General features: G+C 65.4%; 11 protein-coding genes. 7 read left to right on the top strand and 4 right to left on the bottom strand.

Features of this window, described 5'->3' with window-relative positions; translation table 11 throughout:
• Positions 1 to 21: 21 nt before the first annotated feature.
• The 7 genes from atzD (at position 22) to ACELLULO517_RS25190 (ending at position 7,651) form a co-directional block, all read left to right on the top strand.
• A complete protein-coding gene (gene atzD, locus ACELLULO517_RS25220; RefSeq protein WP_227310218.1) occupies positions 22 to 1,113 on the top strand; it encodes a cyanuric acid amidohydrolase in 1,092 nt (363 codons plus the stop codon).
• Between the two features lie 95 nt (positions 1,114 to 1,208).
• On the top strand, positions 1,209 to 2,228 hold the full coding sequence (locus ACELLULO517_RS25215) for a BMP family protein (protein ID WP_227310217.1): 1,020 nt from the start codon (positions 1,209 to 1,211) through the stop codon (positions 2,226 to 2,228).
• Positions 2,229 to 2,297: 69 nt separating this feature from the next.
• The gene (locus tag ACELLULO517_RS25210) at positions 2,298 to 3,785 is read left to right on the top strand and encodes an ABC transporter ATP-binding protein (RefSeq protein ID WP_227310216.1); all 1,488 of its coding nucleotides are present in this window, start codon (positions 2,298 to 2,300) and stop codon (positions 3,783 to 3,785) included.
• Positions 3,782 to 4,822 (top strand): ABC transporter permease, encoded by a 1,041-nt coding sequence (locus ACELLULO517_RS25205; RefSeq protein WP_227310215.1) that lies wholly within the window; start codon positions 3,782 to 3,784, stop codon positions 4,820 to 4,822. Before ACELLULO517_RS25210 ends, ACELLULO517_RS25205 begins: the two co-directional genes overlap by 4 nt.
• Complete coding sequence (locus tag ACELLULO517_RS25200) at positions 4,819 to 5,712, top strand: ABC transporter permease (protein WP_227310214.1); 894 nt, start codon at positions 4,819 to 4,821, stop codon at positions 5,710 to 5,712. The genes ACELLULO517_RS25205 and ACELLULO517_RS25200 overlap by 4 nt, the downstream gene beginning before the upstream one ends.
• A gap of 26 nt (positions 5,713 to 5,738) precedes the next feature.
• The gene (locus ACELLULO517_RS25195) at positions 5,739 to 7,124 is read left to right on the top strand and encodes an amidase (protein ID WP_227310213.1); all 1,386 of its coding nucleotides are present in this window, start codon (positions 5,739 to 5,741) and stop codon (positions 7,122 to 7,124) included.
• Positions 7,125 to 7,258: 134 nt separating this feature from the next.
• On the top strand, positions 7,259 to 7,651 hold the full coding sequence (locus ACELLULO517_RS25190) for a VOC family protein (protein WP_227310212.1): 393 nt from the start codon (positions 7,259 to 7,261) through the stop codon (positions 7,649 to 7,651).
• A gap of 17 nt (positions 7,652 to 7,668) precedes the next feature.
• Here ACELLULO517_RS25190 and ACELLULO517_RS25185 read toward each other — a convergent pair whose 3' ends face one another.
• From ACELLULO517_RS25185 to ACELLULO517_RS25170, 4 genes are all read right to left on the bottom strand, one after another.
• Positions 7,669 to 9,612, bottom strand: a complete 1,944-nt coding sequence (locus ACELLULO517_RS25185) for a sigma-54-dependent Fis family transcriptional regulator (RefSeq protein WP_227310211.1) — start codon at positions 9,610 to 9,612, stop codon at positions 7,669 to 7,671.
• Positions 9,613 to 9,725: 113 nt separating this feature from the next.
• A complete protein-coding gene (groEL, locus tag ACELLULO517_RS25180; RefSeq protein WP_227310210.1) occupies positions 9,726 to 11,363 on the bottom strand; it encodes a molecular chaperone GroEL in 1,638 nt (545 codons plus the stop codon).
• On the bottom strand, positions 11,351 to 12,130 hold the full coding sequence (locus ACELLULO517_RS25175; RefSeq protein ID WP_227310209.1) for a metal-sulfur cluster assembly factor: 780 nt from the start codon (positions 12,128 to 12,130) through the stop codon (positions 11,351 to 11,353). Before ACELLULO517_RS25175 ends, groEL begins: the two co-directional genes overlap by 13 nt.
• On the bottom strand, positions 12,127 to 13,146 hold the full coding sequence (locus ACELLULO517_RS25170) for an amidohydrolase family protein (protein ID WP_227310208.1): 1,020 nt from the start codon (positions 13,144 to 13,146) through the stop codon (positions 12,127 to 12,129). Before ACELLULO517_RS25170 ends, ACELLULO517_RS25175 begins: the two co-directional genes overlap by 4 nt.
• Positions 13,147 to 13,166: the final 20 nt, after the last annotated feature.

Here is a 13,166-nt window from a genome sequence, read left to right as displayed (position 1 = left end):
TAGAGGATAAAGGAGCTTGCCTTGCGCATAGGCGTCCATAAGGTAGCGATGGCAAATCCGAGCGATGTCTCGGGTCTGGAGCGTCTGATCGACAGCGGCGCGGTCGATCCGCGCGAAATCGTCGCCCTCATCGGCAAGACGGAAGGCAATGGCGGCGCCAACGACTTCACGCGCGGATTCGCGACCCTGTCCTTTTCCCTGGCTCTCGCCCGCCATCTGGCGATATCGGCGGAAGAGGTCGGCCGCAGGATCGCCTTCGTCTGGTCCGGCGGCACGGAAGGCGTATTGAGCCCCCATGCCACCATCTTCACGCGCAGCGCGGCGGAGGCGCCGGTCAACGGCGAGAAGCGCCTGGCACTGGGTATCGCCGTCACCCGCGACCTCGCGCCCGAGGAAGTCGGCACCATGGCCGAGGTGCGCCTGGTCGCGGATGCCGTGCGGTCCGCCCAGGCGGAGGCCGCGATCACCGACCCGCGCGACGTCCACTATGTCCAAGTCAAGGGGCCGTTGCTGACCCCGGCTGCTGTCGCCGACGCGGACCGTCGCGGCGCGACGCTGGTGACGCGCGATCCGAACGGGTCCAAACCCTATGCCCGCGGGGCGACCGCGCTCGGCGTGGCCCTGGCACTCGGTGAGGTTGACGAGGCGGCGCTTGACGACACCGTCATCGCCCAGCGCATGGACCTTTATTCCTCGGTCGCGAATACCTCGGCCGGCGGCGAGTTGCGGAATTGCGAGATCCTCGTCTTCGGCAATTCCGACCAGGCCGGCGGCGATCTGCGCATCGGCCATGCCGTGCTGCGCGATATCGTCGACGCCGAGGCCGTGCACATGGCGGCACGGGACGCGGCGGGCGACCCCGCCGTCCAACCCCAAATCGACCGTATCCAGGCCATCTTCGCCAAAGCCGAAGCCCCGGCCAATGGCCTATTGCGTGGACGGCGCACCACCATGCTGTCGGATGCCGATATCCATTACGAACGTCACGCCCGCGCGGCACTCGGCGCCGTGCTGACCTCGGTCACCGGAGACTCGGCAATTTTCATCTCCGGTGGGACCGAGCATCAATGCCGGCCCGGCGAAGCGCCGATCGCCGTCATCGTCAAGCTATAAGGGAATAGACGCGGTGCGGGTCCGGCGACCGCACTGGCCTTGACCAAAGCCGGATCTCACAAACGGACTAGCGTCACAACCCGAGGGTCAATGTCATGACGACGAAACGCCTGGTCCGTCGCTGCCAAGGTCTGGCCGCCGGTGCCGCCATCCTGCTCGGCGCCACCTGCTTGTCCCCCGCGCAGGCCGCCGACAAAGCCGCCATTCTGCTGCCCGGCAGCATCAACGATCAAAGCTGGAACGCGCTCGGCTATGCGATCGTCAAAAGCCTGGAGCCGCACGGCTTCACGATCGCCTATTCCGAGAATGTCGCCGATGCCGACGAGACGGATGCGCTGCGCGACTATGCAAGCCAGGGCTATAACATCGTCCTTGGCCATTCCGGGCGTTTCGTCTCGGCCATGGAGGAAGTCGCGCCCGATTTTCCGAAGGTCGAATTCATTGCCGTCAGCGGCAACGAAGGTCAGGCGCCGAACGTTATGTCGATCGACTGGAACAACGCGCAATTCGGCTGCCAGCTGGGCCTGCTGGCCGCGCGCATGAGCAAGACCCATAAGGTCGCGGGCGTCTATGGTCTGCAGGGCGTGCCCAATATCACCGCCCAGGCCGGTGGGTTCCGGATCTGCGCCACCCAGGCCGGCGCCAAGGTCTCGATCATCTATATCAAGGATATGGAAGATTCGGCCGAAGCAAAGGAGGCCGCCCTGTCCTTGATCGATCAAGGGGCCGACGTCCTGACCGGCAAGCTGAATGCCGCCGAAGCCGGTCTGGTCGAGGCCGCCAAGGAACGGCATGTCTATGTCACCGGGCGCGGCTTCGATCAGACAAAGATCGCGCCCGATCTGGTGCTGACGAATATTCTGGAGGACTGGCCGGCAATGATCGGCAATGTCGCCGATCAGGTGAAGGCGGGCAAGCTTCTCGGCAGTTTCGTGCAATATGGCTATAACACCGCCCCCGTGACCGGCGCTTCCTTCGGCTATCTGCCGGGCAAGGCCTTCAATCCTGTGGTGCCGGCAGCCGTCGTTACCGAGATCGACGCGATGGGGACGGATTTCGCCTCCGGCAAGCTCAAGGTCGTGCCGACCGACCACGACGCCCGCCCCGGTAGCTGAGGCAAGAGAGAGACAGGTCAAGGCAGCGGTCCAGATCACCGGACCGCTGCCAGATCCGGTCGAGGTCCGATGGCCGCACTTCTGGAAATGCGCGGAATAGTCCGTTGTTACGGCAAGCTGCGCGCCAATGACGGCATCGATCTCGATGTCCATGCCGGCGAGATCGTCGGCCTGCTCGGCGAGAACGGGTCCGGCAAAAGCACGCTGATGAAAGTGCTGTTCGGCATGGTGCCACCCGACGGCGGCGGCATCGTGTTTCGCGGCAAGGAACTGGCCGGCCATCGCCCGGGCGATGCCATGGCCGCCGGCATCGCCATGATCCATCAACATTTCATGCTGGTCGAGGCGATGACAGTCGTCGAGAATGTCATGCTCGGCTGGAAGGAATCCGGATGGTGGCTGGGTCGCCACGCCATGGCCGCGCGCATCCGCGAAACCAGCGAACGTTTCGGACTGGCGCTTGATCCTTTCGCCCGCGTGGCCGATCTTCCCCTCGGCCGCCGGCAGCGGATCGAGATCCTGAAAGCGGTGCTGCGCGAAGCCGAACTGCTTATTCTGGATGAGCCGACATCGAACCTGGCCCCGTCCGAGGTCACCGAACTGCTCGCGATCCTCAGACGCTTGCGGCAGGACGGCAAGGGCATCGTCTTCATCACCCATAAGCTGCCGGAGGTCATGGCGGTCTGCGATACCGTGACCGTGCTGCGCGCGGGGAAGGTGTCAGGCCGCGCGCCGGTTGCCGGGGCCAGCCGCGCCGGGCTTGCTGGCATGATGGTCGGCCGCGATGTCACCGCACCGCAAATCCTCGGCGAGATCGCGCCCGGCCCGATCCGGCTTGATATCCAGGGATTGAGCGGCCCAGGACTGGGACCGATCGACCTCACCCTGCGCGGCGGCGAAATCCTCGGCATCGCCGGCGTCGACGGGAACGGACAGCTGGAACTGGCAGAAACCCTGGCCGGGTTGCGCCGCGCGACGGCCGGTCGCATCAGCCTCGACGGGCAGGAGATTACACGCGCGACCGTGAACGCGCGCATGCAAGCGGGCCTCGCTTATATGCCCGCCGACCGCAGCAGCACCGCCCTCGTCCGCAGCATGACGATCGCGGATAATCTGATGCTGCGCGACAGCCGGCGCGCGCCCTATCGCCGCCACGGTCTGCTCGCCGGCCGGGCCGGCCTTACCAAGGCGAAAGCCCTTATGCAGCGTTTCGATATCCGCGCCCCCTCCCCCGCGACACCGGCAAGCCGGCTGTCCGGCGGCAATCAGCAGAAGATCGTCATCGCCCGCGAATTGGACCGCAATCCCGCCGTGCTGATCGCGCATCAGCCGACCTGGGGCCTGGATCCGGGGGCCACGCATTTCGTGCTGGAACGCATGATCGCTTTGCGCGACGCCGGCGCTTGCGTGATCTACATCTCATCGGAGCTTGAAGAAGTGCTGTCGATCAGCGACCGCGTCGCCGTCATCGCCGGCGGCACCATCGCCGGCATCATGGCCCGCGCGGCGATCGATATGCCGCAGCTTGGCCTTTGGATGTCCGGACGGGCCGCATGAGCGAAACCGCTGGCGCCCCGCGCCTTGCCTTTCGCCTGCGCCGGGACGGTCTGTTTCCGCGCATTCTGGTGGCGATCGGCCTGTCCATGCTTTGCGCCGCCGTTTTGGTGGCGCTTGCCGGCCATAACCCGCTGACCGCTTTCCGGGCGATGCTCGCCGGGGCGCTGGGGTCCCCCTATCAGATCGGCACCGTGCTCAACCGCACCTGCCCTTATCTTCTCGCGGGTGCAGGGCTCGCGCTTTGCTTTCGCGCCGGCGTCATCAATATGGGATCGGACGGCCAAATCGCGATGGGCGGAATCGGCACGGCCGCGACGGTGCTGGCCTGGCCCGGACCGCCGACCGTCATCACCGCCATCGCGGCCCTGATCGCGGCCATTCTCTGCGGCGGGCTTTGGGCGGCCGTTGCGACCGCCATCCATCTCGGCCGCCGCGTCCATGAGGTTTTGGTGACGCTGCTGCTGAACTTTGTCGCTCTCCTGTTCGTGCAACTCGTCCTCTCGGGTCCGCTCGGCCAGCCCGGCGCCGGCTTCCTGCAATCCCCGGCCATGCCGCGCGCCGTCTGGCTGTGGCGCGTGCCGCATTTTTATTTTCACATCGGCATCCTGATCGGCGTGTTTGCTTCGCTCGCCTTGTCCTTCCTGCTTTGGAAGACGCCCTGGGGTTTCGCGATCCGCGTCACCGGCCGATCCCGCGCGGCTGCCGCCTATGCCGGATTTTCGACCGCCGCCGTCACCTGGGGCGTCATGCTGACCGCCGGCGGCCTTGCCGGGCTCGGTGGCGGCGTGGAAATCCTCGGCCTTCATCACCGCCTGATCGAAGGCTTCTCGACCGGTTTCGGCTTCAAGGCGGTGACGGTCGCTTTGCTCGGCGCCCTGGAACCTGCGGCCGTGATCCCCGCCGCGCTGTTCGTGGGATTGCTGGAGACGGGCGCGCTTGCCATGCAGCGGCAGATCGGCGTGCCTTCGGCGCTGGTCGTCGTCATCGAAGGCATCACCATGCTGTTCATCCTCACCGCCACGGTGCGCCGCGCATGATCGATTTCCTCGCCGCCGCCATCCGGATCGCGACGCCGCTCATTTTCGCGGCCCTCGGCGGCATCCTGTCCGAACGCGCCGGGGTTTTCGCGGTCGGGCTGGAAGGCATGATGCTGATGGGCGCATTCTCCGCCGTCATCGGCGCCTGGGCGTCATCCAGCGCTGCCGTCGGGCTTCTGCTCGCCGTTCTGGGCGGGGGCGCGATCGGCCTGATCGTCGCCATCGTCACCGTGCGATACCGCGCCGATAATATGGTGACGGGCCTGACCGCCAATATTCTGGCGCTCGGCCTGACCACCTATCTTTTGCACATCCTGGCCGGGACCGCCGCGATCCAGGTCGATCCGCTGGGGCCTTGGCCCATCCCCGGCCTGTCCCGCATTCCGGTCGCGGGGCCGCTGCTGTTTTCCCACCCGCCCTTGACCTATCTGGCGGTGCTTGGCTGCGCCGGCCTGTCCGTCCTGCTGTTTCGCACGCAGACCGGCCTGCTGCTGCGCGCGACCGGTGAAAACCCCGAAGCCGTCTTCGTGGCCGGGGCCGATCCGCAGCGCCTGCGCATGATCGCCGTCATCAGTTGCGGCGCCATCGCAGGATTGGGCGGTGCCGTGCTGTCCCTGCAACAGGTCGGCACCTTCACGGACGGCATGACCGGCGGCCGCGGCTATCTTGCCCTCGCGTCCCTCATCGTCGGCCGCTGGCACCCCTGGGGCGCCGCCGCCGCTTGCCTTGTTTTTGGAGCGGCCGAGGCGCTGGAGTTTCGGCTGCAGGGATTTGGCATCCCCGTCAGCTCCTATGTCGTGCAGATGATGCCCTATCTGATCGCGATCGCCGTGCTGGCGGGTCTCGGCCGATCGACCAAACTGCCTGCCTTCATCGGCAAGCCGCTGTGACACTCGTTCCGGCCAAGGAGGATCGCATGCCCGAGGATCTGGGTGACATCGCCGCGGCCTTGCGTGAGGGCAGCCTGACGGCGGAGGCTTTGCTCGACCGCTGTCTGGCGCGGATCGCCGAGCGCGACCCGAGCCTTAACAGCTTCGTCGCCATCGACAAGGACAGCGCCCTGGCCGCCGCGCGCGACAGTGACGCGAGATTGGCGCAAGGGGCCGCGCGCTCCCCATTGGAAGGCGTGCCGCTGTCGATCAAGGACAATATCCTGGTGCGCGGGCTGCCGGCGACCTGGGGCAGCCGCGCTCTCGCCGATTTCATGCCGGAGCAGGATGAGCTTCCGGTCGCCCGTCTGCGCGCGGCCGGTGCCGTCATTCTCGGCAAGACCAATGTCCCGGAACTGACGCTGGAGGGCTATACGCGGAACGATCTTTTCGGTGTCACCCGCAACCCATGGAACCGCGACCTGACCCCCGGCGGGTCGTCCGGCGGTGCGGCAGCCGGTGTCGCGGCCGGGCTTGTGCCGGCCGCAATCGGCACGGATGGCGGCGGCTCGATCCGCCGCCCGGCCAGCCATACCGGGCTTGTCGGCTGGAAACCCTCGACCGGGCATATGCCCCGGCTTTGGGGATTTCCCGCGATCCTGAGCGACTTCGAAGTCATCGGCACGCTGACCCGCAGCCTGGCCGATGCGCGGCTGCTCGACAGCATCCTGCAGGGGCCGGACCCGCGTGACCGCCGCTCCCTTTTCGCGAAACCGGCGCCCTGGCCGAACCGCAAACCGCGCGTGCTCTATATTCCGCAATTCGGCGCGGCGCCGGTCGACCCCGAGGTAGCGTCCGCAACCCAGGCCTTCGCGGCGACCCTGGCGGGCCAGGGCGCCGAGGTCTTCGACGGTACGGTCTTCTTCGACCTTACGGCCGCCAATCGCACCTGGTTCGTCATCTCGCGCGCCGGCGTCGCCTATCTTATGGGTTGGCGTCCGGGTTTCGAAGCTCAGGCCGGCACCACCGTGCAGACCATGGCGCAAGAGGGCCGCGCGATCACCGGCGCCGATTACACCGAAGCCCTGGAATGGGTGACGGCCTTCCGCCTGCGCCTCGCTGATCTTTTCACGCAGTATGATCTGGTTCTGACACCGAGTGCGGCGGCGCTGCCCTGGGCAGCCGATACCCCTTACCCTGACCGCATCGATGGCCGCGAGGCCGGCCCGCGCGACCATGCGATCTTCACCGGCTGGATCAATCTCGCCGGGCTTCCCGCCATCAGCCTTCCGGTTGCTGTATCAAAAGAACGCCTGCCGATCGGCGTTCAGCTGGTCGCGGGCTTCGGTCAGGACGCGTCTTTGCTCGCCTTCGCCGAGACGATAGCGGGTATCACGCCGCCACCGGCTTTGCCCGTCTGGTCCGACCGGTAACGACATTCCCCGAATATCCTGTCCGGTCCACGAGAATTAGTATCGAGACCGGTTCATTGTCGCGTAGGATCGCTGACGCGGGATGACGTTTGTCCGCCGCAATTTCCTGTCTCGATGGTACGGAGCCTGATCTCATGAAACTCATCCACAGCATGATCCGTGTGCTGGACGATGCAAGATCGATCGCCTTTTACGGCAAGGCCTTCGGGCTTAAGGTGAAGGACCGTTATGACTTCGCGAGCTTTTCCCTCATCTATCTGACCGATGACGAAAGCGGCTTCGAACTGGAGCTGACCGTCAATAAAGGTCGTGACGAGGCCTATACCCTCGGCGACGGCTATGGCCATCTGGCGGTGTCGGTCGAGGATATCGAGGGTCTGCATGCGCGCCTGCTGGCCGCCGATCTGACGCCGACGCCGCTGAAATCCATGGAGCATGACGGCAAGCCTTTGGCCCGCTTCTTTTTCCTCACCGACCCTGACGGCTACAAGATCGAAGTATTGCAGCGCGGCGGCCGCTATCAGTAGCAAGGCCTGACCACCTGTCAGCGATGTGACAGGCCGTAACGGTCCATTTTGCGATAGAGCGTGCTGCGGGAAATGCGCAGCGCGCGGGCGGCTTCCGCGAGATTGCCGTGGCATTGGCCCGTCGCCTGGATGATGGCCACGCGTTCTGCATCCTCAAGGCTGGCACTGCCATGTTGCGCGGCGCCAAGCCCGTCCGAATGGATGGCCGCCGGTTCAAGCAGCCGCACCAATTCCTCCTCCGTCACCGACGCGGTCTCGGACATCAGCAACAGACTTTCCACTAGATTGCGCAGCTCCCGCACATTGCCGGGCCAGTCGTAGTCACGCAGCAGCCGCATGGCCTGCTGCTCGAACATACGCTCTGACACGCCATGTCTGGCCGCCAAGAGCCGGTTGAAATGCGCGATCAGCAGATCGACATCGCCCGTCCTGTCCCGCAAGGGTGGCGGCTGAATGCGGGTCACGCTCAGACGATGATAAAGATCACGGCGGAAGCGCCCGGCCGCGACCTCCTCCAACAGATTGCGGTTGGTCATGGCGACCAAACGCACATCGACGACATGCGGCTGACCGCTGCCCAGGCGATAGATGATGCCGTCCTCCAACACGCGCAGCAGGATGGATTGCAGGTCGAGCGGCATCTCGCCGATTTCATCCAGACAAAGCGTGCCGCCATGGGCCTGTTCGAAACGGCCGATGGCGCCTGCGGCCGTCGCACCGGTAAAGGCGCCCCTGATATAGCCGAACAATTCGCTCGCCAGCAGATCCTTGACCACGGCGCCGCAGTTGAAGACGACGAAGGGATGGCTGTCCCGCACCTCACCATGCAAAGCGCGAGCAAAAAGCTCCTTGCCGGTGCCTGTCTCGCCCTCGATCAATATCGGCACGCGCTTGCCGCGCAGCTGGCGGACGCGGGTCAGCGCCTGTGCCAAGGCCGGGCTGCGGCCGATGATGGCGCCGAAACCGGCCTCGGCCAAGTCCACTGGGGCAGAGCGCGGGGAAGGTTGCTCGGGGATGACGAGAACCGCGCCGATGGCGCGCCCATCAACCCTGATGACATCGAACCAATCGGCGCTGAGCGGCGCCGGCAAAGCCAAAGCCCAGTCCTCGACCGCGGCATGCCGATCCAGCCCCGGCAGCCGATGCCCCAATGGCACCAGATTGGACAGGCGCCCGCTGTTATGGACCAGCCGCCCGTCACGATCGATCGCGACCAGTCCCGCGACGTCGCGGGCCGACAGACGCTCCAGACAGACTTCCAGCAGCCGCATCCTTTCGCGGCTCGCCCGCTCGTTCAGCACCATCTCGATCTGCCGGGCGATCGAGACCGCAAGGCTAAGATTATTGCGCTGATAGGTGGTGGTCGGGCCGGAAATATCGAGGATGCCAAGAACCTGCCCCGTGCCCAGCTCGAATATCGGCGCGGCGGCGCAGGTCCAGGCCTTGATACCCTCGCAGAAATGCTCCGACGCATGGACCTGCGCCGGGCGGCGCGTGGCGAGCGCCGTGCCGATGCCGTTGGTGCCGACCGTATCCTCCCGCCAATCCCCGCCTTGCATCAGGTGAATGCTCTGCCCGGCATCCAGCGTCTGATTGTCGCCGATGGCATCCAGGACGATGCCGTCCGGATTGGTGAGCAGCATGAGCGAGCGCGAGCCGCCGAGGAGCGGCGCCGACATGGCAAAAACATCCGCGGCCGCGCCCAGAAGATCGGCATGGCGGTCGCGGAGATGATCCATCGCATCGCCCCGGGCCGCGAGCGGCGCGGAACGCCCGCGAGGATTGATGCCGAGCTCCCGGCTGCGCAGCCAGGAGGAGACGACGACGTTGCGCACGGGGTCGGTGCCTTGCGGGTCTTCCGTCAGGAACCTTTCCCAGGCGCACATCGTGTCGCGGCCAGCACTGCCGTGCTGGATATTGAACGGTCGCAAGCCCTGCGGATCAGGCTGTGGGCCTGGCATGGCTACCCCTTCCCTGTCGCTCGCGGTAGCCCGCGAGCGGTTCGACGCCTGAGCGGCGCATTCTTTTGCCGGGAGGATAGCGCCGATCAGATGGGAACTACCAGCTTGTCGTATCAGGCCCGGCCCAACCGTTCCGCGCCACCCCCCAAAGCGGGACCTGCGGTCGGGTCATGCCCATCCGGAATACTGGCGACAAGGGTTTGCGTGGTCAGGATCAACCCGGCGACGGAGGCCGCATTGCGAAGCGCCGTGGCGCTCACCTTCACGGGGTCGAGGATGCCCGCCGGCATCAGAGCCAGGATTTCGCCTTGCCTGGCGTCCAGACCATAGCCGCGCGGCGCCTGGACAACGCGCGGCACGATCTCCTCCGCCTTCAGCCCGCAATTGGTCGCGATACTGGCCAGGGGCTGGGTCAAAGCCGTTTGCAGCAGCCGCGCCCCCAGGCGTTTGCCGCCGCTCAGCCGCTCCATCATCGGCGTGAGATCAGCCGCGATCTGCGCGAGCGCGGTACCGCCGCCCGCGACCACCCCATCCTGCACAGCCGCGCGGGTGGCGTTGATCGCATCCTCGATCATCTGCACCCGACGCTTCTGCTCGACCGGCGTGGCGCCGCCGGCGAGAATGATGGCGGAGCCGCCGGAGAGTTTGGCGAGCCGTTCCTGCAGCTTGTCACGCTCGATATTCTGCGGCGCCGCGTCCAGCTGCCGCATGACCTGCGTCCGCCGCGCCGCGACGGTCGCGGGGTCCCCGCCGCCGGCGCTGACGATGGTCTGGTTCGCCGAAATGCGCACCTGCCGCGCCTCGCCCAGATCCCGCCGCGTGACGCCGGCCAGCGTGCCGCCAAGGTCCCGCGCGATGACCCGGCCGCCGGTGACGATGGCGATATCCTCCAGCATGGCGCGACGCCAATGGCCGTATTCGGGCGGATGGATGGCGGCGACCGGCGGCAGGCCGCGATCCCGCCGGCCAAGCAGCTGCATGATGCAGCCCGGCGCCACCTCCTCCGCCATGATCAGCAGCGGCCGGCGACTGCCTTCCAGCAGCGCCTCGATGGCACTCGCATCCTCGGCACTGGAGAGTTTGAGATCGGTCATCAGGATCAGCGGATCGTCCAGCACCACCTGCATGCGCTCGATATCGGTCACCATGTGATGGGACAGATAGCCACGGTCGAAGGACATGCCGTCCACGACCTCCAGCAGGGTTTCGACCGTGGTGCCGAATTCCACAGTGACGATGCCGTCCGCGCCGACGCGCTCGATAGCCTCGGCAACCATTCTGCCCAGATCAGCGTCATTCGCGGCGATGGTCGCGACCGCCAGGGTCTCCTCAGCGCCGGACAAGGGCCGGGCACTGCGATGCAAAGCGGTCAGAGCTTCCGCCACGGCCAGTTCCAGCCCGGCGACGAGATCGACCGGGCTGGCCCCTTCGGCCAGCAGCCGCAAGCCCTGTTGCACCAGGGCATCCGCCAGCACGGTCGCCGTGGTGGTGCCGTCCCCGGCGACGTCATTGGTCTGCTTGGAAACCTCCCGCAGCACCTGCGCGCCCATATTCTCGAAGGGGCAAGGCAGTTCGATCTCCTGCGCGATGCTGACGCCGTCGCGGGAGACGAGCGGCGTGCCGATCGGCCGGTCGATGATCGCATTCATGCCGCGCGGGCCGAGCGTGCCGCGCACCGCCCGCGCCAGTTTGGCGACGCCGCGCCCCAGAGCCTGGCGCGCTTCGTCGTCATGCAGCATCATTTTGGCCATGGCGTCTCTCCGCTGCGTTTCTCGGCCGGCAAGGCATGGATGAAGTCGAGCAGGCCGGGTTCGCGGTCCGCCGCCTCCTCCTCATTGAAGCGTGCAGCCAAAAGCCCCCGGCAAAGCGCGCCGTTGAACTCCACATTCACCGCCACCCGCCGCAACGCGCGGATATGGGCGCGGAAGGCCGTCGGCGGCACCGCCAGACCAGCCTCATCGACGAAGGCGGGTGCCAGATCATCGGCGGGTCCCACGACCGCGCGACGGTCGAGATAGCGCGCGATGAGGGTTGTCAGCGCATCGTCGTTGTCGAGGCTGCGAAGTCCCGCGATGGCCAGACCGGCGAGGGCTTCCGGCGCATAGCCTTTCGCCATCAGATGCTCCACCAGCGCCACCTGCCGGCGCTGGAAGGCCTTGACGAGGAAGGTGCGGCGCACCGCTTCCAGATCGCCGTCGGCGGCGTCACCGAAGGCACTTTGGAAGGAGCGTTTGGCCGCGATACCGGTATTGATGGTTTCGGCATACATATGCTCGCCGAGCACGACCTCAACCTCGGTCACCCAGGGCAGGCTTGCCACCGCCAGCCGCATATCCTCCGCCATCAGAAAGGCGAAATTGGCCGCGCACCAATAGGTCGGCAGACGGAAGGTGACCTGCACGGCCCCTGCCGCATCGATCGCGACCGCCGTGACGAAGCGCAGCTCCGTCACGGATTCGTCCAGCTCGGGATCAACGACCGTCCCAAGCTGGCGCCAGACCTCGCTGTCGCGGCTCATTCGGCGGCAACGCTTTGGCGATACCCCAAAGCAGCCTTCTTGGCTTCGATGTCGATATTGTAGATACGCGCGGCATTGAGGCCGAGAATCTTCTTCTTGGCGGTCAATGACAGATCGACCTTGGTCTCCTTCCGCACGTCATCCGGCAGTTCGAAGTTCATGAAGGCATCGACCAGCCATTTCGGCGTCCAGATACCGTAATCGCTGCCAAAGAGAATACGATCCTCACCGAGCCAGAACAGCAATTCGGAGATGATATGGGCGAAATAGGCCGGTCGGCTATGGATGAAGGGCAGTGCCACGGCCAGACCCGCATAGACATTCGGCTCCTGCACCGCAATCCAGCAGAAATCATCGAGACGCGGCAGGCCGCAATGTTCCACGATGAAGTTCAGATTGGGAAAGCAGGTCGCAGCGTCATCGATATCCGCGACATCGAAGGCATCACGATTCAGGGGCAGGATGGTCGGGCCCTTATGGACATGGATATTCTTGATGCCGAGTTTTTCCGCCCGTTCCAGATAGCGCTTGGCGTGATCATCCGACAGCTTGTAGCCCTTGCTGTCGCCGATCCATTCGGCGGTATAGAGTTTGACGCCCTTCAGCTTGTATGTCTCGACATCCGCCTCCAGCTGCTCAAGCCCGGCTTCGCCGTGACGCGGGTCGAAAGCACCGTTGATGACGAACCGCTCGGGATAGCGCGTGCCGAGGCTGGCATTCTGTTCCAGCGTATTGAAGCCGTTGGTGTAGAATTCCTTCAGATAGGTCGGCTGGAAGATCGCCATATCGTCATAGCCTTTGACGAAAAGATCCTCATACATCGTCTCGGCGCCGTATTTCTCGAACTTCTCCCGCGACCACAGCTCCTCCTTGGGGCTGAGCGCGGTGTGGTAGCCGTAGAAGCAGTTGATGAATTCGGCGCCGTGGATATTGCGCTGGTTCGCCGGGCTTGCATCCCAAAGATGAACATGGCCGTCGATCACGAAGATTTCTTCGCCGTCTTTTGTTTTATACATTTTTCTTCCCCAATCCCGGA

It is taken from the genome of Acidisoma cellulosilyticum (genome assembly GCF_020621385.1).
Classification (GTDB): Bacteria; Pseudomonadota; Alphaproteobacteria; order Acetobacterales; family Acetobacteraceae; genus Acidisoma; species Acidisoma cellulosilyticum.
This window is presented reverse-complemented; position numbering and strand designations above follow the sequence as displayed.